Below are 24,486 nucleotides of genomic sequence, written 5' to 3'. Positions count from 1 at the left end.
TTGGCTTAGTAGGCACTGGCTTCGAACAGCAGATGTACATCACTGATCACGCCTTCCCTAAAACCACCTTCGCAATAACACAGATAAAAATCCCACATGCGGATAAAACGCTCATCAAAACCAAGCCCAAGTACCTGATCATGCTGCTGCAAGAAACGCTGACGCCAGCAGTGCAAGGTCTGGGCATAGCTCTGGCCGATATCTTCCAGATGTTTGAGTCGCAGTTTTTGTTCGGAAGCGGTCTGGGTCATGACACTGATACAGGGAATAAAACTGCCCGGGAAAATATAGCGCTTGATATAGTCCACGGTATTCAGGGCTTTGGCATAGCGTGCATCTTCAATGGTGATGGCCTGAATCAGGGCCAGACCATTCGGTTTCAGCAGCTCGCGGCATTTTCGGAAATAAGTTGATAAATATTGCTCACCAACTGCTTCAATCATTTCAATGGACACCAATTTGTCGTATTTACCCTCGAGTAAACGGTAGTCCTGAAGCTGTACAGACACCCGATGAGACAGCCCTGCTTCAGCAACTCGGGCGAGTGCTTCATCGTACTGAGCTTTGGAAATGGTAATGGTAGTCACCCTACAGCCATAATGCTGAGCCGCATAAATGGCAAAACCGCCCCAGCCGCTGCCAATTTCAACCAAATGATCCATCGGTTTGAGTTGCAGTTTCTGGCAGATCAGCTCTTTTTTATAATCCGAAGCCTGTTCCAGGGTCATGCCCGGCTCTTTAAACACCGCACTGGAATACATCATGCTGGAATCTAGGAACAGCTTGAAAAAGTCATTGCTCAGGTCATAATGCTCGGCAATATTTTTGCGGCTGCCATCAATCGAATTCTTGCGCGATTTATACCAGACCTTTAACAGTAACTGGCTGGCTTTGGCCACTGCATTCTGATTCATCTGGTCCAGCACATCGCGGTTACGTGCCAAAATGCGGATCACATCGACCAGATCTTCACTGCTCCAGTAGCCACGGATAAAACCTTCGGCAGCACCCAGTACACCATTACGGAACAGCAGATCCATCAGACGGACATCATGCACCTGTATCACCGCCTGTAAATCGCTATTTTCCCCGACAGCCCCGTTCCAGACGCCTTTAAAAATCAGCTGACCATGACGTAATTTCAGCAGATGGCGCAGTACCACCGGCATTGTGCTTTCTTCTCCCATAAACAGTGTTTTCATAACAAAGTGTTTCCTTTTTCTTTTTTAGGATGTCGGTAAAATGGAATTTTCTTCTTCCATAAGCGAAAGGCATGCAGATAAATTCCACCGACCATCCTGAAGGGCTCAAGAACTTTCAGCACAGCATAGCGATGCTGTTGTGAAGGAACTGTGATGGCTTGCAACGAAAATTGCATGGTGGCATCAAATTGCAAGATTCCTTGCTGAAACAGCTGCATATGGATTACATTATTTTGATCGGAGAAGCTGAAGCGCCAGCGGTAATCGAGTGCCATCGGCATGAATGGCGACACATGAAAGGCCTTCTTGAAGTCAAACTGGTGACTCTGGTACGGCGTATATTCAGTTGCATTGTACCGGCAGTCGTGAATGTAGACCTGTCGTTCATTCCACGGTGTGTTGGTGATTTCACTCAGCACAAAGAGCAACTGGTCGGTGGCACCAAAGACCAGATAAAACACTACGGAATTGAAACGGAAACCCAGTGTGCGCGGCAAGGCCAGCACCCGGATGGAAGCGGCATGCGGTAACAGATAGTTTTCCCGCTTGATTAGCAGGCGTGCAACTTTCTGCCGGATTGAACCACATTCCATGCTCAGAAAATCGCGCTCATCCAGGGTCAGTAAATTCCAGCGGCTAGAGGACCATAGCCAAGATTTTCGGGTAAAGGTCGCAAGCTGATCCGGATCAAACCATAGATAGGTCAGCTGAGTTTCAAAAGCATGGGCTTTGGGCAAATAACGGCGGTGTCTAATTTCGGCAGCGGCGATTGCCAATGGATACATCTGCATCATGTGCTCCTAGGCTACCTGCTCGGTCTGCTGCAATAGCTGATCAACCACCCATGATGCACTACGCGCCCCATCTTCGTGAAAGCCCCAGCCCCAGTAGGCGCCACAGTATGAGGTCCGGTTTTGTCCATTGACCTCAGCCCAGCGTTGTTGGGCTTCAATTGCGGGGGCATCAAATACAGGATGGCGGTAATGCCGCTCTACCCAGACTTTTTTTGGATCCAAGGCAAAATTAGGATTCAGGGTGGCAAAGACCTGGGTTTTGCATTTCAGGTTCTGCAGCTGGTTCATCCAGTAGCTGAAACCATAGTGCATACCACTGTGCTGGAATGGCGTCTGTTCAGTTGCCTGACTCTGGGTCACATGCACATGCCAACTGGCCCATTGGCGACGAGATTTGGGCATGATGCGGGTATCAGAATGCACCACCATGCGGTTATCCTGATAGCGGAACTTGCCCAGCACGTCCAGCTCCTGCGCTGTCGGATCTTTAAGTAGTTTCAGGCTGTCGTCAGCATGACTGGCAAAGATTACCCAGTCAAAACGCTCACTGCCCTGTGCTGTTTCAACCAGTACATCATTGAAACTACGGGATACATGAAGCACAGCAGTTTTACGGAACGTGATATTGCACTGGGCTTGAATGGCGCGAACGTAGCGAGCTGATCCCCCCTTGACCGTGAGCCATAATGGCCGGTCTTTCAGCTGCAACATGCGATGGTGCTGGAAAAAGCTCACCACAAACTTATACGGAATCTGTCCAGCTTGCTCGACCGGGCAGGACCATAGCGCCCCACACATCGGATAGAGATGTTCCTGACGAAAGGCATCGCTATAACCATGTTGATTTAAATAATCATCAATACTGAGCTGTGCATCGACCTGTTCCACATCCAGATCTTTATTCGCCGCATAGAAACGGAACAGATCCGACAACATCGCGCGAAAATCAGTATTAAGAAAGTTTTGAGGTCGGAACAACAGCGAGAATTTTTTTGAAGGATTGTACTGTAAGCCACTGACCTGATTATTCACCGAAAAGCCCATGTCACTGCTTTGCGATTGAATCCCTAGTTCTTTTAGCATCGAGCAAAACAGCGGATAGTTATGCTCATTAAACACAATAAAGCCACTATCCACCGCAACCTGTTCACCCTCGATATTCAGCTGATGGGTATCGGTATGACCACCAAAGTAGTTATTCTTTTCAAAGACTGTGACTTCATGCACTTTGCTGAGTTTCCAGGCAGCGTACAGACCGGAAATACCTGAACCAATAATTGCAATTTTCATGGTGATTCCTTCGATTGAATCGTGTGAGTGTCGGCAGTAGCAGCTTTTTTATGTTTTCGAGCCTGAGCGATTTTACTGGCTTCATAAATCCGTGCCGGAATGGGCTTGAGGCCCCAGACCAGTCCCAGCCAGGACATGAGTTTCAGCAAGTAATAGGTCACATCAATCTGCCACCAGTAAAAACCCTGCCGGGTACTACCAGCATAGTAATGATGATTGTTATGCCAGCCTTCGCCTAAGGTGATGAGTGACAAGAATAAGTTGTTGCGGCTGTGATCTTCAGTGTCAAAATCCCGGCTGCCATAATGATGCGCCAATGAGTTAATACACAAAGTGGCATGGAGCAGCAACACAGTGGAGACCACAAACCCCCAGACCAGCAATTGCAGGCCGGAGGTACCGAGTTGCGGCCAGGTCATAGCCAGCCACTCCCCTAGCGCATAAATACCGCCCGCGGTCAGCAGCACCACAATTAAACTGAAACGGTCCAGCCAGATCAGTTCCGGATATTTCAGCCAATCTCTAATGACTTCTTTACGCGTGGCAAAGTTATATTCGTTTAAAAACCAGCCAACGTGGCTGTACCAAAAACCATGCGTGGAGGAATGCGGGTCTTGCAAGGTATCGGTATAGCGATGGTGATAACGGTGATGCGCCGCCCACCAGAGCGGGCCACGCTGCGCACTCATGGTACCCATCAACACAAACAGGAACTGTACCGGACGCGAAGTCTGAAAAGTTTTATGTGACAGATAGCGATGAAAAAAGGCCGTAATGGAAAACATGCGGATTAGGTAGAATGCGAGCATGAAACCCAGTGCAAACCACGATACCCCCACCCAGAATACTGCCAGACAGGCCAGATGCAGTAGAATAAAGGGTAAAATTCTGAACCACTGAATTTTACTATTTTCAGCAGTCAGGGTTTTGGGCGCTGTGGGTGTAGACCAGCTGTCTATCCATCGCATCAGACTTTTCAACATGGACTCATCCTATTTCAAGCGACTGTCTTTATTCTATTTGATGAGTCTAATCAGTCAGATATGAATTTTATGTGAAGTGAAATAAAAAAAAGCCGAACTGTAGAGAGACTAATGAGTTCGGCAAAAGGGTAACAGATTAATGCGGCAATTTGATCAGTTTTGTGATGTCATAACCATAATATTTTGCTGTATCCAGATAGGACTGATAGGTGGCTTCATCCAGTTGCGGTTCGCGCGATAAAATCCACAGGTATTTGGTACTCGGTCCACCGACCAGCGCCACTTTATATTCCGGATCCACGCGTAATACCCAGTAATGCCCTTTGGTAAACGGAATCCATCTTAAACCTGGCGGCAAAAAGCTGACCTTGAGTTTACTGTTGCCCTGATTTTGCGGATAGGCCACCCCTTCAGAGCTGATCATTTCACCATTTTCAATCCGGCAGCTATTTAATACGCCCATAGTCTGATCGGCATTGACAGTGTATTGTGCCGAGATATTCGATACGCATTTACGCTGAAAATACATCGGTAGATGCGCAATTTCATACCACTTGCCCGCATACCGTTGGATATCTACCTGATCGACTGCCTGAGGTGGAACCGTTTCAGCTTGCGTAGTAAAGCTTAAGCTGATTATCGCCAGCGTTGTCGCTGCCAAAACAGACTTGAATAGCATCTTCATTTTTTAGCCTTGTTTGATTTTAGGCTTAAGATAACTCAACAGCATGTGAACAAAGCGTGAAGACGAAATGATGTGATTCAGGAGGCGTGCTGCTAAAAAAGTCCTAGACTGGTTTCCGGGTTAAAGCCATTCTTTGCTGTCATCTGCCACAGGGGTACCATGCATCACATGCTGAATCATGGCATAGGCAATACTGCCCTTGAAGGGAATCTCAGGTAACTGATCAAACTTGAAAAACTGCGCATCGCTCAGTTCATCTTCCTGAATCTGAATCTCACCCGAGTGATACTCTGCCCTGAAGGCCATCATCAGGTTGCTGGGAAACGGCCACGGTTGGCTGGCCAGATATTGAATATTCTTGATCTGTAGCCCGACTTCTTCCAGCGTTTCACGGCGTACTGCCTCCTCCAAGGTTTCGCCGACTTCAACAAATCCTGCAATCAGGCTGTACATCTGAGTTTTATTGCGGGCATTTTTTGCCAGCAGAATTTCATCTGTACCCCGGGTAATGATGGTAATCACACAGGGATTCACCCGGGGATACTGGTTATAGCCACAGGATGGACAGACCATGGCATAATGGCTGGCGTGCTGCTGGGTGGCATGGCCACATTTGCTGCAAAAGCAATGATTACGGCGCCACTCCAGTAACTGTACGGCACGGCTGGCCTGTTCAAACTGCGGCCTGCTCCAGACCTGTACCAGTTGCCGGATCGGGACCAGTTGATAACCTTCGGGCACTATTTCATCTTCTTTTAGATCGCGTGCAATGACCTGGCCATTTTCCGACAGGTTCAGGTCGTGCTGCAGTCTTTCCACTTGCGGCAACTGGAAATGATCATCTACCAGCAATTGCTGCTGTCTAAAAATATACGCTTTTGAATGCATGCTCATGACAATTCCCTGATTAAAAAAAATCCCATACAGAGGGGTGTATGGGACAAAACTAAGGAAGCTTACATGGAGTAACTTCACGGAAGATACTAGGCGCACGTTGCCTGAATTACAACCATAATAATTTGTATCTTTTTGATTAAAATCACATAATTTTCACAACAATTATGTCTTCAGGAATAATGCGAAGCGAATTTCATCAACTGGATGTAGCATTATAGAGATGAACACTCTGTTATTGTAGCAATCATGATTCATGTGCAATGTCAGCAGATCATCTGGTCGGGTTGAATTTACTGAACATGCGGACTGATCTGTGTTTTCACAAAAAATTGAACTGTCTGGCTTTACACTAGACTATCTTTGATCGGGTCTGGAAGGGCTATGCGTTTCGGTTTAATTTTAGGTGACCAGCTTCATCATCAGCTCGCTACGCTTAAAGCGCTGGACCGTACCCGGGATGTGATCCTGATGGCCGAAGTGGTTGAGGAAGCGACTTATGTCGCCCATCATCCGCAGAAAATTGCCCTGATTTTTAGCGCAATGCGGCATTTTGCCAAAGAGCTCAAAGCGGAAGGCTGGCGTGTACGTTACCATGCTTTTCAGTACGGCAGTCCGATTCGTAGCCTGCTGGATTTCGTACAGGCACAGCAACTGCTGTTCCCCGTCACAGAATTGGTAATGACCCGATGCGGGGAATACCGCCTGCAGCAGCAGATTGAAAAGCACTGGAGCCAGCAGCTGCAACTGCCAGTACACTGTCTGGATGACGATCGTTTTTTCTGTAGCCCGGAGCAGTTCCGGCACTGGGCCAGCCGCTACCAGACGTTGCGCATGGAATATTTTTACCGAGAAATGCGTAAACAGACCGGTTATTTGATGCAGGGACAGCAGCCACTTGGACAACAGTGGAACTATGACGGCGCCAATCGCAAGGCATGGTCAGGCACTCCACCATTGCCTCCAACACTTAATTTTGAACGCGATCAGATTGATCTGGATGTACTGGAACTGGTTGAGCGCGAGTTTCCGCTTCACTCTGGCAGCCTTGACAACTTCCGCTGGGCCACCACACGGAGCAATGCTCTGCTTGCACTGGAGCATTTCATTACCCACAGTTTGCCGCATTTTGGAGATTATCAGGATGCCATGGTTCAGGGTGCAGACATGCTGTTTCACAGCCTGCTCTCGCCTTATCTGAACTGTGGCTTGCTGCTGCCGCGAGAAGTCTGTGATGCCGCAGAAACGGCCTACTATGCCGGTCATGCACCACTGAATGCGGTGGAGGGTTTTATCCGGCAGATCCTTGGCTGGCGCGAATATGTGCGTGGAATTTACTGGCTGTACATGCCGGAGTATGCCAGCCGCAATGCGCTGCAGTACTCAACCCCGTTGCCACAATTTTACTGGACTGGCCGCACTCAGATGAACTGCATGGCTGAGTGTTTCCGTAATACTTTTCAGCATGCGTATGCACATCATATTCAGCGTTTGATGGTGACTGGAAATTTTGCCTTATTGACTGGTATAGACCCGAAGCAGATCAGTGAGTGGTATCTGGCAGTATATGCCGATGCATATGCATGGGTAGAACTACCGAACACACTGGGCATGGTAATGCATGCCGATGGGGGCTTGATGGCCAGCAAACCCTATGCGGCCTCGGGCAATTACATCCATAAGATGTCGGATTACTGCAAGCACTGTAGCTACAATGTCAAAACCCGTACCGAACCGGACAGCTGTCCTTTCAACAGCCTGTACTGGTATTTCATGATCCGGCATGAAGCGACATTCCGTACTAATCCACGTATGTACATGATCTATCGACAGCTGGACAAGCTTAAAGATCGGCCGCAGATCATCAGCCATGCCCAGCAGCTTCTTAGCAGGATTGATGAGTTATAAACCATGAAAAAACAGCATCTCCCTGAAAAAATCTGTATGCACTGTTTGCGTCCTTTTACTTGGCGCAAAAAATGGCAACGCTGCTGGGACGAAGTCAGATACTGTTCTGAACGATGTAAACGTAAGTCCAGACAGCGTTCAAAATCAAACGCTTAAAAACGCTTGTATTGTCGTGAACAATAGGCCCGTATCACGTCGGGTGAACGCAGTTGCAGATGTTTAGTTTTTCGGCCGGTGACGCGTTCACGCCACATTTTAAAACTCGATGCTTTCATATTTTGCCGCATCAAGCGGATCACCGCCGCTTCATTTAAACCATACTCACATAAAATAGCTTCAAAAGGAGTTCGATCTTCCCAAGCCATTTCTATAATTCTGGATAAGTCCTCTTCAGAAAATTGATTCATACTATTCTCATTTTTAATCATCATGAAGCGTCAATAAGCTTTATCGACTTTAATATGACTAAAACAATAACAGTACAATCATGAATTTTTTGTGATTTTTCTCTAGTTTACGGACTCAGCACGAATAAAAGGGCTAGTTAAACTAGCCCTGTTAAGTCTTAGTTACCTCTATAAGTCGAATATCCATAAGGACTTAAAAGTAGAGGAATATGATAATGGCTGACACTTCCATCTACCTTAAAAATTACAGGAACTTCAGGAAAGAAAGTATCTTGCTTATTTTTTTTAAACCAGTCCTCAGTTTTAAAAGTAACTTTATAAATACCGGCTTCAAGCTTCTGATTTTCAGGAAACAATCCAGTAATACGGCCATTAGGACCAGTATGTTGCTGATTTAACTTCACCCATTTATTCCCAGTACTTTTTTCGAGTACCACTTCGACTTGAGCTGAGGGTAGACCATTTTCTAGATTCAACACATGCACACTTAAAGGGTTAGTTTGTGCGAAAGTCATTGAGGTCAACAATAGTGTTGAAAGTGGCAATAATTTTTTAAACATGATGAATTCCTTAAGGATTGAAAATAGACTTAACAGCTGTTTCAGCGCAGTAATGGTCATTTTTTGCACCCCCTGCTCCGGCAACGCCAATGGCACCGATCACCTGATTTTCATAACGCACAGGTAGGCCGCCACCCAACAGCAGTAGATTAGATAAGGTGGTTAAATTTTTTGCATCCTTGTTTTCATTGGCATTTTGACTTAACAACATAGTCGCCGTTTTGGTCGATAAGGCGGTATAGGCTTTCTTTTCAGCTGCGCCCAAATTATGCGGTCCGACAGTTTCATGCCTGTTTGCCATTAACGTATTTCCGCCCCGATCCACCACCACCACAGCGATATTGTGCTGTATTTTTTGACACGCAGTCACCGCAGCATCCGTAAGAGTTCGTGCTGACTGAGAATCAAGTGAATAAACTTGATTGAATTGAACGGATTGTGCAAAAGTACTGCTACTCATCAGCATTACTGTTGCAATAAGCCCTTTGAGTTTGTTCATCATGATTGCCCTGAATTAAGTTTTAAAAATCTTATACAACCTGAATGATTTGAAGGATGACAATCACATTACAAAGTTGTCATCTTTAAAATGAGTCTGAACAAAATGTGTATTCTAATTATCGAAGATGAAGCGAAGATCGCCTCATATCTGGTTAAAGGGTTAAATGAATCTGGCTATGAGGCGCAATGCGTCCATTCAGGACTAGAAGGTTTGGAAAAGTTAAAGATGCATGCATATAGCCTAGTCATATTAGATGTAATGTTGCCCGATATTGATGGCTGGGCAGTCCTGAAAGTCTTGCGACAATTTTCCCAAATTCCGGTCATTTTTCTTACAGCAAAAGATCAGGTGATTGATCGGGTCAAAGGTTTGGAACTGGGCGCCGATGATTATCTGGCCAAGCCTTTTTCTTATATTGAATTACTGGCCCGAATTAAAAGTCTACTTAGGCGCCAGCAGTATGCACAGGAAAACCAATTAGAAATTGCCAATCTGAAATTGGATTTGATCCATCATAAAGTCTGGCGTAACGAGCAGTCGATAGAACTCAGTAGAAAAGAATTCAACCTTTTGCGCTTTCTGCTGCGCCATCCGAATGAAATTATTACGCGCAGGCAAATAGCTTCTGAAGTCTGGCAGATCAATTTTGATACCGATACCAATTTTATTGATGTAGCGGTAAGGCGTTTACGTAGTAAAATTGATGAGGGACATGATATAAAGTTAATTCATACTGTTCGCGGTTTGGGCTATAAAATTTCGGCAGAGAAATAATGTTGAAACCGATTCGTTCGCTAGAACTCCGATTAACACTCTTGGTTACAGGGTGTGCTGCAATGGTCTTGTGCGGTGTAGCATTTATGACCTATCTGGGTATCAACCAGATTTTAATTGCTCAGCAAGATAGGGCTTTGATTGAGCGAATTGAGCGACTGGAAATATTACTACAAGACAGTAGCAATATTGAACAGATTATCGCTCGCCCGAAGCTGTATCAAAACATGTTGGGAAATCAGGATAATTTGTTTTTATTGATTCAGGGTGATCAGGCGCTGATCAGCATTAATCCTCTTGGCATTCCTCTACCTGAATTTACCCATCAGCCCCAAATTCAATTCCAAGATTTATCGGCGCATGCTTATCCCACCCGCATTGCCTGGAAAACTATTCAAATTAATCGCCAGCCGTATCTGTTAATTGCAGGCAAACAGTGGTCTGAACGTTTAGGCATCATTGCACCTTTTCAAAAGAGCCTTGTCATTTATGTTTTCACAGGTATCTTGGCGATTTTCATCCTTTGTGCTATTGCTAGCCATCTGGGATTAAAAGTATTAAGAACCCTGCGAGAACAAACCCATGCGATAAATATTCAGCAACTTGAACAGCGACTCAATCTGCCCTATCCCCCTCAAGAGATTGCACAACTAGCCTCCGATATCAATGCCATGCTCGACCGTATTGAGCTGGGATATAGCCAGCTGAATCGTTTTTCAGAAGACATTGCGCATGAATTTAGAACACCATTGAATAATTTAATAGGACAAACCGAAATTTTACTCATGAGTGAACGCAGTCCCGTACAATATCAGGAAGTACTGATTTCCAACCTAGAGGACTATCAACGCTTAAAAAGAATGATTGACAGCATGTTATTTCTGGCACGTGCAGATGCGCAGAAGGTTTGCTTAAACAGACAAAAAATCCAACTTCAATCCTTTATAGAAAATATCTTCAGCATTTTTGAGTATCAAGCCGAAGAACAACACTGCAATTTTGTTTTAAAGCTTGAGGCAACTGAGCTATTGGCAGATCCAGAACAGTTACAACAAGCTCTGTATAATCTGCTCTCCAATGCCCTGATTCATGGCGGCAAGCACCGGACTATTTATGTGCATAGCTATCGAAAGATCATCAACAAACTGCCTATGATTGCGCTATCGGTCGTGACCAGTGGTTTAGAAATTGCCCCGGAACATTTGCCGCATATCTTTGAGCGATTTTATCAATGCAGTTCCAGTAGACAAAGTTATCATCAAACAGGTGGTTTGGGACTATCCATTGTGGCATCTATTATGACGCTTCATCAAGGGATGTATCAGGCGATTAATAGCGCAGAAGGTATATGCTTTGAACTGCTTTTCCCAGATACGTGATTCACATTCACACTGAGCTTATATCATTTTTTGGAATCACTCTGAATTCTCCCAGGCTTTGTTGCACAAAGATTTCATAACTATATGATTTTAAAAGTTTTGATTATTTTTTGATCCAAAATTAAATTTATTTAAATCAGATGCTTACATATTTATGCAACAAAGCCCCTTTTTGTCCTACTGGGTGTTCCGTGACAAAGTGCGTATTGGTGATGAAGGCTATCATTAAGCAAGGTGACCCTGATGAAAAAAATGCAAAATCGTTTGAATCCTACAGTCTGGTTCATATTATTATGGTGTTTTGGTTTCCTGTCCCTAGGCTTAATTGCAGGAATTTTTAGACTGCTACTCAGCTTGGCCTATTAAAAGCATATTTGATAAAACCTCGGATAGCCATGTCATCACGGCTATCCCTTTCTCATATGAGCATGACACTTTATGTATAAATCAGAACAACTCGCCGTAAGCCTAAAACATCTAATTGAAACAGGGGCTTGGAAAGCACATGAGAAACTTCCCTCTTTAAGACAACAAGTCGAAATTTCAGGGTTTAGCTTAATTACAGTCATGAATGCCTATCAAGAACTGGAAGCTCAAGGACTGATCTATTCAAAAGAAAAATTAGGTTACTTTGTTGCAGAGAATCCCTTACAAGCTGCGCTCGCAAAAAAAGTCATTGTGAATGAAAAAATTGAGATTAACTCACTGGTATTCCGTTATTTAAAATCCATTCAATCTGAAAAAATTATTCCCTTGGGAAGCGCTTTTCCCGATAGCCAACTGCTTTATTCTCCGAAGCTGATGCAAACCTTGGCGCAACAGGCAAAATTCCGAGTCGGCTATGAGCAAATGCCGAGCTTACCGCCGGGAAACTACGAACTCAGAAAACTGATCGCTCAACGCTATTGCATGCAAGGCATTCCCACCGATCCCTCTGACATCGTGATTACCTCTGGTGGACTGGATGCTTTAAATCTGTCTTTAAGAGCCATGACCCAGGCAGGTGATTATATTCTGCTGCAGGAAACGATTTTCTATGGAGCTTGGCAAGCAGCTGAAAATCTGGGCTTAAAGGTCATTACCATTCCAGAACACCCAGAACATGGGCTGGATATAGAGGCCTTTAAAAAAGCCATTACAAGCTATCCAATTAAAGTCTGTTTAATGATGCTGAACAGCCATAATCCGATTGGATTTACAGTCAATGACGAGATTAAATTTGAATTGGCTAAATTGCTGCATCAGCATGAAATTTATTTGATTGAAGATGATGTCTATGAAGAGCTCTATTATGATCAAAAAAGGCCTCTATCCATGAAGTATTATGATCAAAAAAACTTGGTCTTGCACTGCTCTTCTTTTTCCAAAACTTTGGGGGCTGGTTTCCGCGTTGGCTGGGTTTATGCGGGAAAATTTTCGGAACATATACAGCATCTGCAATTGATGAGCACTATCTCTGTTAACTCATTTATTCAAAATGCGCTGGTAGACTATCTTTCACATCGTCATTATGAAAAACATTTAAAAGGTCTTCGTACAACCTTAAAACGGCTTAAAAATCAATATTATCAATATCTCAGCAAGCACCTACCTGAAAATTGCACCGTGCATTATTATCCATCAGGCTATTTTCTGTGGGTGACACTGCCTGAACAAGCAGACAGCAGCCGAATTTACGAAAACATAATCCAAAACAATATTGGCATCGCGCCAAGTATTCTCTTTTATCGTGAAAATAAAAAACAGAACCACATCCGTATTAATTGTTCATTTGAAATGAATGAACAGAATACAAAGGCACTCGATCTCTTGATTGAACAGATTTCAGAAATTCAGTCCTGAACTGCATCCTTGAATCAAGTGCAATTTAGGGAATCGCTAAATTAAAACGAGGCGGACTCTCTTTAGGTAAAGCAACTTCCAATTAAAACGGACTTTATTTGGCTGCATCCTATGGATTCTTAAACCTTGTGGTTTACTGTAAAACGTATTCCCAAATTACAAAGCCAATAAAAAAACCCAGAAATGAATATATGGTGATGATAAAAAATACAAACCATGCCTTATTTTTTTTAAATAAAAAATCCATCGATGCTTGCTCATAACTCATATTTATCATTATTTTACGCATCAGATTAAGGAAGTGTAGGTACAGTTTCGGAAGAAAAAATATAACAGAATGCCCCTTAAAATGGAGTATTTTGACTTTCGTCCATTAGCCGAATTAAATAAAATCTGTGAATACACAATAAAAAAGCCCGACATCCTGTCGGGCTTTTTCGTATCGGTGGTTTAGGTATAACTCCTGTCGTACCTCACGTCCTGGTGTTGCACTTATCATTATTGTTTTATGTGGCGGATTCAAGCAGCAAGTGCAACAGTATAAAATCCAGCCATAACTTCACTCGGTGTATACCAACCTAGTGTTTTTCTAGGACGATGGTTGAGTGCAAATTCTATCTGCTCTATTTGTTCGTTTGACACGTCATCAAACGATGATGATTTTGGCAGATATTGACGGATTAAACCATTCGTATTTTCATTTCTAGCTCGCTGAATAGACTTGTAAGGATCAGCAAAATACGTCTCCATCCCAGCATCAGTAATTCTTTTGTGTTCGGACAATTCCTTTCCATTATCAAATGTCACACTATAAGCATGGCTCATTTGTAAACGATCTAATGCACAAGTAATCGTTTGAGAGGATGCTCTCGTTGACCCTAAATGAACAATATGTACATACAGGCTCTTTCGATCAACGAGAGTCAATAAAGCACCTTTATGATGTTTACCAATCACCGTGTCACCTTCGAAATCTCCTAAACGTTGTCGTTGATCAATGACCTGGTCTCTGCAGTGAATACTTGTTTTATCAATGATTTGCCCCCTGCGATCCGTGTTTTTGTAACCGCGTTTTCGATATTTCTTCTGATGCCTTAAGTGTAGATGAAGTTTACCGCCTTTTGATTTATCTTGATAAATGTACTGGTAAATCCACTCATGTGAAGGTACATCCAGCCAACCACGTTGTGTTAAAGCACGTTAAATTTGCTCTGGTGACCAGTCCAAGCCAATCAGATAATCAATATAGGCGAAGGCAAACGCTGTCATGGGTGATGAAGGAAGGTAGCGTCTTTTTTGACTTACAAATTTCGCTGCCTGTTGTGCTCTACATCCACGTTACCCAGTATTTCTTTTTAATTCACTATAGAGGGTTGATCGTGAGTGCCCTAACTCCCGAGCAAGCGTAGCGATTGAACTTTTACTTTTCAAAGTAGTATAAATTTCGTATCTTTTATCTTGAGAAAGTTTAGTGTATTTCTTCATTGTGTGCCTTCTAATTGCGAGTTGAAAAAGTCTAATGATTCTACGCATACACCTAACTTTTTCAATTAACTACAAATGTGTCGCACTTATGATTTGAGTTTGCGTTTATTGAATGGTGTGTAATGTCTAGAGAATCTAATAATCCTGATACTTTATTTATTCTTGATTTTTTAGGTAAGCAAACTGATTTAAAAGTTGTTTTGGATACAGTTTCAAAGTGGTTGGAAGGTTTAATTCCTGGATCAATGGTAACTATTATGTTTTTCTCAGAGAATGAAAAACATTTAAATTTAATCAGTGGAGGACAATATTTTACTTCAGCATATCGTAATGCATTAACAAATTTAAAGATTGGGCCATATGTTGGTGCATGTGGAGCAGCAGCTTATTATCGTAATATCGTTATTTGTGAAGATATTTTTATTCATCCTAACTGGAAAAGATATCAAAAATTTCTTATTGAAGAAAATATTTCTGCTTGTTGGTCGGTTCCTATAATTAGTTCTGAAGGTAATTTATATGGAACTTTTGCAACTTATTATCGAAAACCGAAGAGCCCAACAGATGATGAGATTAAAAAGCTTAATCATGCGGCATACCTGACTGCTTTAGGGATCGATCTATATTATGAGCGTCAGCATAAAAATGCTATGAATGATAAATATCATTCTTTTTTTGATCATCATCCTGATACGGTATATGAATTGGATTTACATGGAAATATTACTCAATTAAATATAACATCAAAAAAGATTAATGGATTTGAGCTAGAGCAGATTGTAGGACTACACTATTTAAATTTTATTCATTTTCAATATCAAAAAATAACAGAAGAAGCTTTTAAAAAAGCTACAGAAGGTCATATTCAACGTCTAGAAATACAGATTTATGACGTTAGAGAGGAAAAATATTGGGCAGATCTCACCTTTTTACCATTATTTCAAAATAAAAAAATTGTAGGTGTATTTGCAATTGTAAAAAATATTACAGACCGATATAAAACAGAAGAGCATTTACAATTATTAAAAAGGGGATTAGATGCAAGTCCTAATGGTATTGTAATTACTGATGCTACTTCAAATCATGAAATTGTATACATTAATCCTGCTTTTCTAAAATTAACCGGATATTCCGAAAAAGAAATTTCAGGTCGTAATTGTCGCTTTCTACAAGGAGAAGATACAGATATTAATGCAGTTCAGGAAATTCACCAAGCACTTAAAGATAAGCGAGAAATTCAAACTATCTTAAAAAACTATAGGAAAGATGGCACCTGGTTCTGGAATCAACTTACTCTTAGCCCTGTATGGAATCAAAATAATGAATGTACTCATTTTATTGGAACCCAGCAAGATGTGACTCAGAAACTTATAGATGAAGAATATATAAATTATCAGCGTACTCATGACAGCCTTACTGAATTAGTTAACCGTCAGGTTTTTGAAGAGTTATTGGACCTTGCCTTTTACAAAAAGGGTGGAATGAACAATACATTAGCGGTTTTATATATTGATTTGGATGACTTCCGTAATATAAATAAAGATCTCGGATATGCTGAAGGGGATCAATTAATTAAGCTGGTCAGTCAGCGTCTACGGACTATTTTACAAGAAGATGATGTTTTATCACGTTTTGCCGCTGATGGCTTTGCTCTATTATTAAACAAAGAATATACTCAGGAAAAAGTAACCCAAACAGTAGAAGGCGTCTTAAAAATTTTAGCTTTACCTTTTAATATAAAAGGGCATCATATTCGTCTGAGCGCAAGTATTGGTATTGCGACTGATACAGAGGAAGTCGAAAATTTTAGAGAGTTATTGCATCATGCAATTCATGCAATGCATGAAGCCAAAAATGAAGGACGTAACATTTGGCACTGGTATACAAGTGGCAGAAATACGGTTCACAAAGTGAATGACATCCAGTTACGCCATGAACTCATTATGGCCTTGGAAGATGAGCAATTTAAATTATTTTATCAACCTATCGTTGATAGTTTAACTAATAAAATTGTAGGCGTTGAAGCACTTATTCGATGGTTCCATCCTGAGCGTGGTTTAATTTCTCCATTGTCTTTCATACCTTTAGCCGAACGTACTGGACAAATTTCAGCGATAGGAAATTGGGTATTAAATCAGGCATGCAAAGATATTACTGAGATTAATAAGAATAGACCAGATCAACTTAGCGTGTCTGTAAATATATCTCCTATACAATTTAAACGTACTAATTTTTTGGCTGAGTTAAGAAATACCCTACTAACAAATAACTTTGATGCTAAGTTATTGAAGATAGAAGTAACAGAAGGGATGTTACTGATGGGTATTGAAAGATCGGTTGAAATTTTAAAAGCTATACGAGCACTTGGAATCAAAGTAGCAATCGATGATTTTGGTACGGGCTATTCCAGCCTGAGTTACCTCCGTCAACTGCCTATTGATCAAATTAAGTTAGATCGTAGTTTTATTCAGCATTTGCCAGAACATAAAAGTGATGCGGCAATTGTTATAGCAATTACTCAAATGGCAAAAACATTAAACTTAGAAGTCGTGGCTGAAGGTGTAGAAACAGAAGAACAAGCTAAGTTTTTAACAGAGAGCAAATGTAATTACTTGCAAGGCTATTATTTTGCTAAGCCCGTTTCTATAGAAGATTTAAAAGTTATTTTAGACAGGCTTTATTTCATAAATACCTGAAAGGATGAGTTCCCCTCTAAATGGCCTACCTTAAATAAAAACGTCTCTGACAAACCCGGTATGGTTCACACGATGAGAATTAAAGTTTCTATCGGTCCTATTTAATGGCATTTTGCCACTTTTTAGGTTTAATCCTAATCAAAATAGTGAGTAATTATGATCCCTTCTTATGAAAACTTTAAAGATTTTAAAGATGCTGGTGAAAAAATTTTAGAGTATTTACATAATCACTTAGGCTTTACTTTATGGATGATTACTCGTACTGAAAGTAATGATTGGATAGTTTTGCAAGCTAAAGATCATGGATATGGAGTACAGGCAGGACAGGTCTTCAATTGGGCTGACTCATACTGCTCTAAGATGGTACTAGATAAAGGGCCACGCATAGCACCTGATTCGAAAAAGATTCCACTGTATGTAGAAGCAGGCATCAACAAAATGGTCGATATAAACGCCTATATTGGGCAACCTTTATTCAATGAAGATGGTTCTATTTTCGGCACATTATGTGCTATTGATCCATCAGTACAGCCTCAAAGTATAGAACAATATAGTGATCTATTAGAGCTATTCAGCTTATTACTTAGTCGAATTTTACAAAATGAACTTAAAATTAATGAACAAAAAAGAGTTAGTGAAAAGCTTGAAATGGATTCATTAACCGATCATTTAACGGGTGTTTTTAATCGTCGTGCTTGGGATACGTTTTTGGATTTAGAGGAAGATCGATGTAAAACGTACGGACATCCAACCACAGTGATTATTATAGATTTAAATAACTTAAAAGCTATAAACGATAAATTTGGTCATTCGGCTGGAGACCAAATGATTCAAAAAACGGCCGAAATCTTAAAGAAAAATGTACGCTCCAATGATTTAGTCGCGCGTTTAGGAGGAGATGAGTTTGGCATTCTAAATATTGAAACGACTTTAGAAAATACTCAGAAATTGGTGAATCGGCTTTTAAAGTCCTTACAAAATGCTGGAATTAATGCTGCTGTTGGTGTTGCGGCACGTGAACCAAGTAAAAATTTACGAATGGCAGTCATTGAAGCAGATGAAAAAATGTATCAGCATAAACGTCAAATTAAAGTCATCATTTGATTGATCCAAATATGAAGGTGTAAATAATTCTGTGTAAATACAGTTTTAAAAATACTTGGTTACACGCTGAGCCTGTAAATAATTTTGTGTAATTGCTTTTCATAAATTTAAAGGTGATTGCTTAAGCGGTCACCGAATTCAATAATAAAGCGGCTCATGGCTAAACACCAGTCGCGAATATGCATATTCCACTTTTTAGACGCTGCATCAATTGCCAGGTAAATCACTTTACGTACAGAATCATCCGTTGGAAAGACTTTACGTTTTTTGATCGCTTGGCGTATTCACTGTTTAATGACTCGATTGCGTTGGTAGTGAGAGTGAGAGGTGGTCCCACTTGTTTGAACAACTAAAAGCTTATTTATAAGTGATATTCCGCTCTAGTTAAGCCATTTTGTTTTGTTGTGGTAGCTGGTCATAGTAAAACTCATTTAGCCTTGCGAAGCAGTGCTGCTTTGTATCTTGATTGATATAGTGATTAGCTACCACTATACGCAAATTGTAGAGTTTGGAGTGCTGCTAAAATCTTAAATTTGAACCTGAGATAAAACCTACAATTTGCCCTTATCCCTCATACAACTCTGAACGGTAACTAAGCACTTTGATGCTGTATTCACAAGGTAAGATGATGGTTAATGGGATAAAAATCATAGCTTAAACTCAAGGAATATCACCATGATTATGCTAGGTATTGATGTCAGTAAAACCAAAATAGATTGTTGCATTTTCCCTCAAGGTTTGACTGGAAAAAGAAAAAATAAAATATTTACTAATACAGAAAGTGGCTTTGGCAGTCTGTTCAAATGGCTCATCACTCTTAAAATTGAACCTGATCAAGTGACAGCAATCATGGAAGCGACTTCGGTTTATCATGAGAATTTGGGATATTATCTATATGATGCAGGTGTAAAGGTTTGTGTGGCTAATCCTTCACGAGTAAGAGCCTTTGCCAAAGGCATGTCCATGCTAAATAAAACGGATAAAGCTGATAGTGAAGCTCTTTCACGTTATGGTTACACCGCAAAGTTAATCATATGGCAGCCTGAACCTGAAAATGTCAGATTATTAAAAGCTTTACTAGGCAGACGAGATGTCTATCTAGGTAGTCTATTGCAGGAAAAGAATCGACTTGAAAAGGCGCAGTCCACTCATACCTCCGTTGTTGTGATTAAATTACTTGAAGAGAATATTGAGTATTTAAATCAGCAACTTGAACATATTGATAAGTTAATAAATAATCACATAGATCAAGATCCAACATTGAAACAGGATTTGAAATTACTGCAAACTATTCCTTCAATCGGTGAACGATCAGGCTTATTACTGTTGGGGTTATTTCATTCGCACAAGTTTGAAAAAGCAAGTCAAGCTGCTGCATATGTAGGTTTGGTTCCAGTACATCAGTTGTCTGGCAGTTCAGTCAACAAGCAAAGTCACTTATCAAAAGCAGGTGACAGTAAAATACGCTCAGTATTGTAAACGAACAAATAGAGCAGATAGAATTTGCACTCAACCGTCGTCCTAGAAAAACACTAGGTTGGTATACGCCTAGTGAAGTTATGGCTGGTTTTTATACTGTTGCACTTGCCGCTTGAATCCGCCAATATTAATGGAATGACTTTAAATTCACTTTTATAACTAAGCAAAACCACAATTAATCAGAAATTATGATAAGATCAGCTTTCTTAAAAAATGTGTTTTTTATAAAGATGAATTGCTTAGGTAATTTTTACTGTCTTTAGCACATTTTATTATTTTTTCTTATTTTTTAATTCACATCCTATTTTGAACAGATTTTTAATCGCTCAATTTAGGATTGTATTTGCTTATCTTTATAATGCTTATATTTCAAATCCTAAATTGTGACACTCAAAATTGGAGAGGTAATTAAGAACTCAAAACTAATGGAGATAGCAATGGATCGAATTGCAATTATTGGTGCTGGCCCAAGTGGCATGGCCCAATTAAGAGCGTTTCAGTCAGCAAAGGCCAAAGGTCTACAAGTTCCTGAAATTGTATGTTTCGAAAAACAAAATGATTGGGGCGGGCTATGGAACTATACTTGGCGCACTGGTATAGATGAACATGGGGAACCTGTCCACGGCAGTATGTACCGCTATTTATGGTCAAATGGCCCCAAAGAAGCGCTAGAATTTGCCGATTATACTTTTGATGAACATTTCAAAAAACCAATCGCTTCATATCCGCCACGTGCAGTACTGTGGGATTACATCAAAGGCCGTGCAGAAAAAGCACAGGTCAAAGATTTAGTCCGTTTCAATAGTGCCGTTCAGCATATTGCCTATGATGAAACAACGCAAAAATTCACGGTAGATGTCGAAGATTATGCACAACAACAGCACTATTCAGAACAATTTGATTATGTTGTCGTTGCATCTGGACACTTCTCTACCCCACGTGTTCCTGTTTATGAAGGCTTTGATCAATTCCATGGTCGCATTTTGCACGCACACGACTTCCGTGATGCGCTGGAATTTAAAGGTAAGTCTGTGTTATTGGTTGGCAGCAGCTACTCTGCCGAAGACATTGGTTCACAATGTTATAAATACGGTGCTAAGCAAATTTACAGTTGCTATCGCAGTAAAGCCATGGGTTTTAAATGGCCTAAAAACTGGTCTGAAAAGCCACAATTACTGCGTGTAGATGAAAATACTGCTTATTTTGGTGATGGAACATCTGCCAAAATTGATGCCATTATTTTATGCACAGGCTATTTGCACCACTTCCCATTTATTGAAGATAACCTACGCCTCAGAACACATAACTGCCTTTATCCGCAGGGTTTATATCAGGGTGTGGTGTGGGAAAAGAATCCTCGCTTGTTCTACTTGGGCATGCAAGATCAATGGTACACCTTCAATATGTTCGATGCGCAAGCATGGTTTGTCCGTGATGTGATTTTGGGCAAAATTACTTTACCAAGCACGGCAGAAATGCAGAGCCATACGCAGACCTTACATGAAAAAGAGCAGCGCCTATTGAACGATGAACAATCTGCCCGCTTCCAAGGCGATTACATCAAACGCCTGATTGCGCAGACGGACTATCCATCATTCAATATTGATGCAGTGCATGATATTTTCATGCAATGGAAAAAGCATAAAAAAGAAAACATTATGGGCTTTAGAGATAAAGTCTATCGCTCAGTAATGACTGGAAAAATGGCTAAGCCACATCACACGCCATGGTTATATGCGCTAGATGATTCTTTAGAAAGCTATTTGGAAGATGAAGCGCAGCGTGAAGCGATGTAAGGCTTAATCACAAAAAGCCACACAATACGCAGCAAAATAGCCAACAAGCCCCATAAGTTATGGTCATGGGGTTTGTTGTTTGGACTGCCACCACTCTCCGAGACAAATAAGGCCGTACAGCCTTTACGACGTAACAACCCTGATGAACATGAACCTCTCGAAGCAAAGAAAGAAATCCTTTGCCTTAAAGCACCGAACGTTTCAATTGCTTCGGTCGCTTTGCAACATGGATTGAATACAAATCTTGTATCCAAATGGATTCGCTTAATTGATGGTAAGCCAGGGAATGATCGCTCACCACTACCGAATAAACCTGCATTTATTGCCTTATCTTGCTCTGCACCATTAGATCCTACTCCTACTGACATGTTAACGGTTCAAATGGCTTTGTTGCATAAATATGTAAGCATCTGATTTAAATAAATTTAATTTTGGATCAAAAAATAATCAAAACTTTTAAAATCATATAGTTATGAAATCTTTGTGCAACAAAGCCTTTACAAAGTATAAATGTGGATTATCCACACCACAAAAATACCAGATAAATAATGTTGAATCTAAATGTATTGGTTCATCTCAAATTATCAACCATCCCCTGTGGAAAATTTTGAAATATCAAATATTTGATGAAGATCTTATATTATTAGAATTAACTACTCTACCTCACTATATCGTAGAGTTCATTTCATCCAATCGACGTATTAAAGATTTTGATAAGAGTTGCTTAGAACATATAGCAAGCTATGGCTCACTCGACAGCCTATGTACATTGTATTTATTGCATCACTGGGGAGTAACAATTAATAGTACTGCTCTTTCTAATGATTGCTGTTCACTTCTCATAAATTCATTAGAGTTATTACTAAAAAGAAATCCTCACTTCCATCGTTCACATGTCTTTTTATTTGATGAATTATGTGATCAGATCTTCCTTATGGAATTAAAAGGATATAGTCGTCCACTCAAAATTAAATTAAATTGGCGAGAATACAGAAAGGAAAACTGGTCTAGTGAAGTTAAAGAGATATCTACAAAAGCTGAAGCAGATTTCCGTGTTCACCCCAAACTTCAAGACTTCATTCCAAGCACAGATCAAAACCTAGTAGAACTATAGAAAGAAACTGTTTAAGTTGATTTTATCTGCTTACCATTTGCTTACCAGAATCTAAAAACAAAAAAACCACTTACGATTTGTACACGTAAGTGGTTGTTTTATATGGTGGGCCCAGACAGACTTGAACTGTCGACCAACGGATTATGAGTCCGCTGCTCTAACCAACTGAGCTATAGGCCCTTTTCACTGAAATTGTTATATATCAACAAGTTCAGGCGCCATGAATACTATCGAAGATTTTTTTAAAATACAAGCCCTTTCAAAATCGCTTGTACAGTAAGACAACAGTTAACCAGAAGCTCAAAAATTAGCAGGAAATTGCACAACATCATCTCCTCAAGCATTGCACTGAAACTGCGCTCATATCATGAGAGGTAAATTCGAAATTTATTTTTTTTAAGATAAAAAAGCAATAAATCAATAAAAAATTTATACTTTTTTGAAATAACTTTATATCGTGAGTACAAAAACTTATAAAGTATTCGTATTGCTGAAATTTTAAACTCTTTTTGAGTTCAGTGACTTTTCTTTGCGCGATTCGAACACAAGTTCAGCAATAGACCAAAGCACAATCACCATTAAAATGAGCGAAGCAACAATTAGTGCGGTCAAATATGTCATTTTGCTATTCCTGTTGAGGTTAAGCCTAAAGTTGGACATTGGCCTGAACTACGACCCATCTACGACAAAAGTCTAATGCTTAAATTATCTGCTGAATAGCTTTTTTTTCACTTTTTTTAATAGTAATTTTCTATATACTCATTTATTTTAAGTCTTAATAACTTTTAATTTATATCTAAAAACAATAAGTTGTTAGATTATATTCTGCGGCTAAACAGGTCTTTATTTTTTCTGCACAGTTGCACAAATTAACCCTTGACTCTAAAGCCGAACAAGCACAAATTATGCGCTTTCGTTTGTTTTACTCTGTACCCATGTTAAAAAAATTTATTGGCGAAGCTGCATTTAAAGTTGCCGGATGGAGCTATAACGTCGAACCTGATATTCTGGAAGATAAACAGGTCATTATTGGTTTTGAGCATACCTCGATGCTCGATGCAGTGCTATCACTGGCCATCTTCCAAATTTTCGACATGAAAATTCATACCTTAATCAAGAAAGAATTATTCAAAGGTCCACTTAAACCGGTACTTGAAGCCGTGGGCGGTATTGCGGTTGATCGTAAAGCCAATCAGGACATCGTGGGACAAATGGTGGAGCTGTTCCAGCGCAATGAAAAATTCAATCTGGTGATTGCTCCTGAAGCGACCCGTGCCAAAAATGGTGAAGCACGTAAGCCAATTCGTACCGGTTTCTGGCATATTGCCAAAGCCGCCAATGTGCCGATTGTGCTGATGTATGCCAACTCTAAAACCAAGCAAGGCGGGATTTTTGGTAAAATTTATCCAACCGACCTGGCGCATGATCTCGCGCTGATCAAACAGCTCTATAAAGAAAACACCGGATTGGATATTATTATTCCAGACGTGAAAACAGCGTAAATTTTTCAGTTAAAACTTAAAACCCTGCCCTTTTTTCAGAAAAAGGGCTTATGGTAGAATCTGTGCAATTCGATCGGCATACAGCCAATC

22 protein-coding genes, 1 tRNA gene and 3 pseudogenes are annotated in these 24,486 nt (G+C 40.7%); 13 read left to right on the top strand and 13 right to left on the bottom strand.

Annotated features, from left to right (window positions below):
* Positions 1–5: 5 nt before the first annotated feature.
* The 6 genes from F905_RS03635 to nudC form a co-directional block, all read right to left on the bottom strand.
* Positions 6–1,202 (bottom strand): SAM-dependent methyltransferase, encoded by a 1,197-nt coding sequence (locus F905_RS03635; protein WP_005177273.1) that lies wholly within the window; start codon positions 1,200–1,202, stop codon positions 6–8.
* Positions 1,199–1,993 carry a DUF1365 domain-containing protein gene (locus F905_RS03630; protein ID WP_005177271.1) on the bottom strand — a complete coding sequence of 265 codons (795 nt, stop codon included), beginning with the start codon at positions 1,991–1,993 and terminating at the stop codon, positions 1,199–1,201. The genes F905_RS03635 and F905_RS03630 overlap by 4 nt, the downstream gene beginning before the upstream one ends.
* Positions 1,994–2,002: 9 nt before the next feature.
* Positions 2,003–3,286 carry an NAD(P)/FAD-dependent oxidoreductase gene (locus tag F905_RS03625; protein ID WP_005177267.1) on the bottom strand — a complete coding sequence of 428 codons (1,284 nt, stop codon included), beginning with the start codon at positions 3,284–3,286 and terminating at the stop codon, positions 2,003–2,005.
* Positions 3,283–4,269 (bottom strand): acyl-CoA desaturase, encoded by a 987-nt coding sequence (locus tag F905_RS03620; protein ID WP_005177264.1) that lies wholly within the window; start codon positions 4,267–4,269, stop codon positions 3,283–3,285. Before F905_RS03620 ends, F905_RS03625 begins: the two co-directional genes overlap by 4 nt.
* A gap of 136 nt (positions 4,270–4,405) precedes the next feature.
* Complete coding sequence (locus tag F905_RS03615) at positions 4,406–4,954, bottom strand: lipocalin family protein (RefSeq protein ID WP_005177261.1); 549 nt, start codon at positions 4,952–4,954, stop codon at positions 4,406–4,408.
* 120 nt (positions 4,955–5,074) lie between these two features.
* On the bottom strand, positions 5,075–5,848 hold the full coding sequence (gene nudC, locus F905_RS03610) for an NAD(+) diphosphatase (RefSeq protein WP_005177259.1): 774 nt from the start codon (positions 5,846–5,848) through the stop codon (positions 5,075–5,077).
* Between the two features lie 384 nt (positions 5,849–6,232).
* Between nudC and F905_RS03605 the strand changes: the two genes are divergently transcribed.
* On the top strand, positions 6,233–7,756 hold the full coding sequence (locus F905_RS03605; RefSeq protein WP_005177256.1) for a cryptochrome/photolyase family protein: 1,524 nt from the start codon (positions 6,233–6,235) through the stop codon (positions 7,754–7,756).
* A 3-nt stretch (positions 7,757–7,759) separates the two neighbouring features.
* Complete coding sequence (locus tag F905_RS15100; RefSeq protein ID WP_081401160.1) at positions 7,760–7,912, top strand: DUF2256 domain-containing protein; 153 nt, start codon at positions 7,760–7,762, stop codon at positions 7,910–7,912.
* Here F905_RS15100 and F905_RS03600 read toward each other — a convergent pair.
* From F905_RS03600 to F905_RS03590, 3 genes are all read right to left on the bottom strand, one after another.
* Positions 7,909–8,163 carry a TIGR03643 family protein gene (locus F905_RS03600; RefSeq protein ID WP_004976999.1) on the bottom strand — a complete coding sequence of 85 codons (255 nt, stop codon included), beginning with the start codon at positions 8,161–8,163 and terminating at the stop codon, positions 7,909–7,911. The two genes, F905_RS15100 and F905_RS03600, sit on opposite strands and share 4 nt — an antisense overlap.
* A gap of 158 nt (positions 8,164–8,321) precedes the next feature.
* Entirely contained in the window at positions 8,322–8,723 is a 402-nt protein-coding gene (uraH, locus tag F905_RS03595; RefSeq protein WP_005177244.1) for a hydroxyisourate hydrolase, read from the bottom strand.
* A gap of 10 nt (positions 8,724–8,733) precedes the next feature.
* Positions 8,734–9,222: a GlcG/HbpS family heme-binding protein gene (locus F905_RS03590; RefSeq protein ID WP_034597655.1), complete on the bottom strand. Its 489-nt coding sequence runs from the start codon at positions 9,220–9,222 to the stop codon at positions 8,734–8,736.
* A 105-nt stretch (positions 9,223–9,327) separates the two neighbouring features.
* Between F905_RS03590 and F905_RS03585 the strand changes: the two genes are divergently transcribed.
* From F905_RS03585 to F905_RS03575, 3 genes are all read left to right on the top strand, one after another.
* On the top strand, positions 9,328–9,999 hold the full coding sequence (locus F905_RS03585) for a heavy metal response regulator transcription factor (RefSeq protein WP_005177241.1): 672 nt from the start codon (positions 9,328–9,330) through the stop codon (positions 9,997–9,999).
* Entirely contained in the window at positions 9,996–11,378 is a 1,383-nt protein-coding gene (locus tag F905_RS03580; protein WP_155756615.1) for a heavy metal sensor histidine kinase, read from the top strand. The genes F905_RS03585 and F905_RS03580 overlap by 4 nt, the downstream gene beginning before the upstream one ends.
* Before the next feature lie 438 nt (positions 11,379–11,816).
* Positions 11,817–13,220, top strand: coding sequence for an aminotransferase-like domain-containing protein (locus tag F905_RS03575; protein ID WP_005177238.1), 1,404 nt, complete (start codon positions 11,817–11,819; stop codon positions 13,218–13,220).
* Between the two features lie 133 nt (positions 13,221–13,353).
* Here the strand turns inward: F905_RS03575 and F905_RS15655 are convergent, their stop codons facing one another.
* Together F905_RS15655 and F905_RS03570 are read right to left on the bottom strand one after the other, a co-directional pair.
* Complete coding sequence (locus F905_RS15655) at positions 13,354–13,467, bottom strand: hypothetical protein (RefSeq protein WP_228127892.1); 114 nt, start codon at positions 13,465–13,467, stop codon at positions 13,354–13,356.
* 272 nt (positions 13,468–13,739) lie between these two features.
* Positions 13,740–14,705, bottom strand: a pseudogene (locus F905_RS03570) (IS30 family transposase).
* Positions 14,706–14,827: 122 nt separating this feature from the next.
* On the opposite strand from F905_RS03570, the gene F905_RS03565 reads away from it, so the two are divergent.
* Together F905_RS03565 and F905_RS03560 are read left to right on the top strand one after the other, a co-directional pair.
* The gene (locus tag F905_RS03565) at positions 14,828–17,401 is read left to right on the top strand and encodes an EAL domain-containing protein (RefSeq protein WP_005177235.1); all 2,574 of its coding nucleotides are present in this window, start codon (positions 14,828–14,830) and stop codon (positions 17,399–17,401) included.
* A gap of 156 nt (positions 17,402–17,557) precedes the next feature.
* Positions 17,558–18,505 carry a sensor domain-containing diguanylate cyclase gene (locus F905_RS03560; RefSeq protein ID WP_005177232.1) on the top strand — a complete coding sequence of 316 codons (948 nt, stop codon included), beginning with the start codon at positions 17,558–17,560 and terminating at the stop codon, positions 18,503–18,505.
* A 107-nt stretch (positions 18,506–18,612) separates the two neighbouring features.
* On the opposite strand, the pseudogene F905_RS15095 reads toward F905_RS03560, so the two are convergent.
* Positions 18,613–18,821, bottom strand: a pseudogene (locus F905_RS15095) (transposase); the annotation flags it as partial.
* Positions 18,822–19,180: 359 nt separating this feature from the next.
* On the opposite strand from F905_RS15095, the gene F905_RS03555 reads away from it, so the two are divergent.
* From F905_RS03555 to F905_RS03545, 5 genes and pseudogenes are all read left to right on the top strand, one after another.
* The gene (locus F905_RS03555; protein WP_005177229.1) at positions 19,181–19,984 is read left to right on the top strand and encodes an IS110 family RNA-guided transposase; all 804 of its coding nucleotides are present in this window, start codon (positions 19,181–19,183) and stop codon (positions 19,982–19,984) included.
* A pseudogene (locus F905_RS15365) lies at positions 19,978–20,100 on the top strand (IS30 family transposase); the annotation flags it as partial. The gene F905_RS03555 and the pseudogene F905_RS15365, both read left to right, overlap by 7 nt.
* Positions 20,101–20,421: 321 nt before the next feature.
* Complete coding sequence (locus F905_RS03550) at positions 20,422–21,780, top strand: NAD(P)-binding domain-containing protein (RefSeq protein WP_005177227.1); 1,359 nt, start codon at positions 20,422–20,424, stop codon at positions 21,778–21,780.
* A gap of 72 nt (positions 21,781–21,852) precedes the next feature.
* A complete protein-coding gene (locus tag F905_RS15765) occupies positions 21,853–22,194 on the top strand; it encodes a transposase (protein WP_373366863.1) in 342 nt (113 codons plus the stop codon).
* Between the two features lie 58 nt (positions 22,195–22,252).
* Positions 22,253–22,894, top strand: coding sequence for a hypothetical protein (locus F905_RS03545; protein WP_005177222.1), 642 nt, complete (start codon positions 22,253–22,255; stop codon positions 22,892–22,894).
* A 103-nt stretch (positions 22,895–22,997) separates the two neighbouring features.
* On the opposite strand, the gene F905_RS03540 is transcribed toward F905_RS03545, so the two are convergent.
* Positions 22,998–23,074: transfer RNA gene (locus F905_RS03540), tRNA-Ile, on the bottom strand.
* 755 nt (positions 23,075–23,829) lie between these two features.
* Here F905_RS03540 and F905_RS03535 point away from each other — a divergent pair.
* The gene (locus F905_RS03535; RefSeq protein ID WP_005177219.1) at positions 23,830–24,396 is read left to right on the top strand and encodes a 1-acyl-sn-glycerol-3-phosphate acyltransferase; all 567 of its coding nucleotides are present in this window, start codon (positions 23,830–23,832) and stop codon (positions 24,394–24,396) included.
* The last annotated feature ends 90 nt before the right edge of the window (positions 24,397–24,486 follow it).

Source organism: Acinetobacter sp. CIP 53.82 (assembly GCF_000369465.1).
GTDB classification, from domain to species: domain Bacteria; phylum Pseudomonadota; class Gammaproteobacteria; order Pseudomonadales; family Moraxellaceae; genus Acinetobacter; species Acinetobacter indicus.
This window is presented reverse-complemented; position numbering and strand designations above follow the sequence as displayed.

What these genes read in the sequence shown, in the direction of transcription:
- F905_RS03635 (WP_005177273.1), bottom strand. Translation starts at nt 1,202, where the DNA reads ATGAAAACACTGTTTATGGGAGAAGAAAGCACAATGCCGGTGGTACTG.
- F905_RS03630 (WP_005177271.1), bottom strand. Translation starts at nt 1,993, where the DNA reads ATGCAGATGTATCCATTGGCAATCGCCGCTGCCGAAATTAGACACCGC.
- F905_RS03625 (WP_005177267.1), bottom strand. Translation starts at nt 3,286, where the DNA reads ATGAAAATTGCAATTATTGGTTCAGGTATTTCCGGTCTGTACGCTGCC.
- F905_RS03620 (WP_005177264.1), bottom strand. Translation starts at nt 4,269, where the DNA reads ATGTTGAAAAGTCTGATGCGATGGATAGACAGCTGGTCTACACCCACA.
- F905_RS03615 (WP_005177261.1), bottom strand. Translation starts at nt 4,954, where the DNA reads ATGAAGATGCTATTCAAGTCTGTTTTGGCAGCGACAACGCTGGCGATA.
- nudC (WP_005177259.1), bottom strand. Translation starts at nt 5,848, where the DNA reads ATGAGCATGCATTCAAAAGCGTATATTTTTAGACAGCAGCAATTGCTG.
- F905_RS03605 (WP_005177256.1), top strand. Translation starts at nt 6,233, where the DNA reads ATGCGTTTCGGTTTAATTTTAGGTGACCAGCTTCATCATCAGCTCGCT.
- F905_RS15100 (WP_081401160.1), top strand. Translation starts at nt 7,760, where the DNA reads ATGAAAAAACAGCATCTCCCTGAAAAAATCTGTATGCACTGTTTGCGT.
- F905_RS03600 (WP_004976999.1), bottom strand. Translation starts at nt 8,163, where the DNA reads ATGAATCAATTTTCTGAAGAGGACTTATCCAGAATTATAGAAATGGCT.
- uraH (WP_005177244.1), bottom strand. Translation starts at nt 8,723, where the DNA reads ATGTTTAAAAAATTATTGCCACTTTCAACACTATTGTTGACCTCAATG.
- F905_RS03590 (WP_034597655.1), bottom strand. Translation starts at nt 9,222, where the DNA reads ATGAACAAACTCAAAGGGCTTATTGCAACAGTAATGCTGATGAGTAGC.
- F905_RS03585 (WP_005177241.1), top strand. Translation starts at nt 9,328, where the DNA reads ATGTGTATTCTAATTATCGAAGATGAAGCGAAGATCGCCTCATATCTG.
- F905_RS03575 (WP_005177238.1), top strand. Translation starts at nt 11,817, where the DNA reads ATGTATAAATCAGAACAACTCGCCGTAAGCCTAAAACATCTAATTGAA.
- F905_RS15655 (WP_228127892.1), bottom strand. Translation starts at nt 13,467, where the DNA reads ATGGATTTTTTATTTAAAAAAAATAAGGCATGGTTTGTATTTTTTATC.
- F905_RS03565 (WP_005177235.1), top strand. Translation starts at nt 14,828, where the DNA reads ATGTCTAGAGAATCTAATAATCCTGATACTTTATTTATTCTTGATTTT.
- F905_RS03560 (WP_005177232.1), top strand. Translation starts at nt 17,558, where the DNA reads ATGATCCCTTCTTATGAAAACTTTAAAGATTTTAAAGATGCTGGTGAA.
- F905_RS03555 (WP_005177229.1), top strand. Translation starts at nt 19,181, where the DNA reads ATGATTATGCTAGGTATTGATGTCAGTAAAACCAAAATAGATTGTTGC.
- F905_RS03550 (WP_005177227.1), top strand. Translation starts at nt 20,422, where the DNA reads ATGGATCGAATTGCAATTATTGGTGCTGGCCCAAGTGGCATGGCCCAA.
- F905_RS03545 (WP_005177222.1), top strand. Translation starts at nt 22,253, where the DNA reads ATGAAATCTTTGTGCAACAAAGCCTTTACAAAGTATAAATGTGGATTA.
- F905_RS03535 (WP_005177219.1), top strand. Translation starts at nt 23,830, where the DNA reads ATGTTAAAAAAATTTATTGGCGAAGCTGCATTTAAAGTTGCCGGATGG.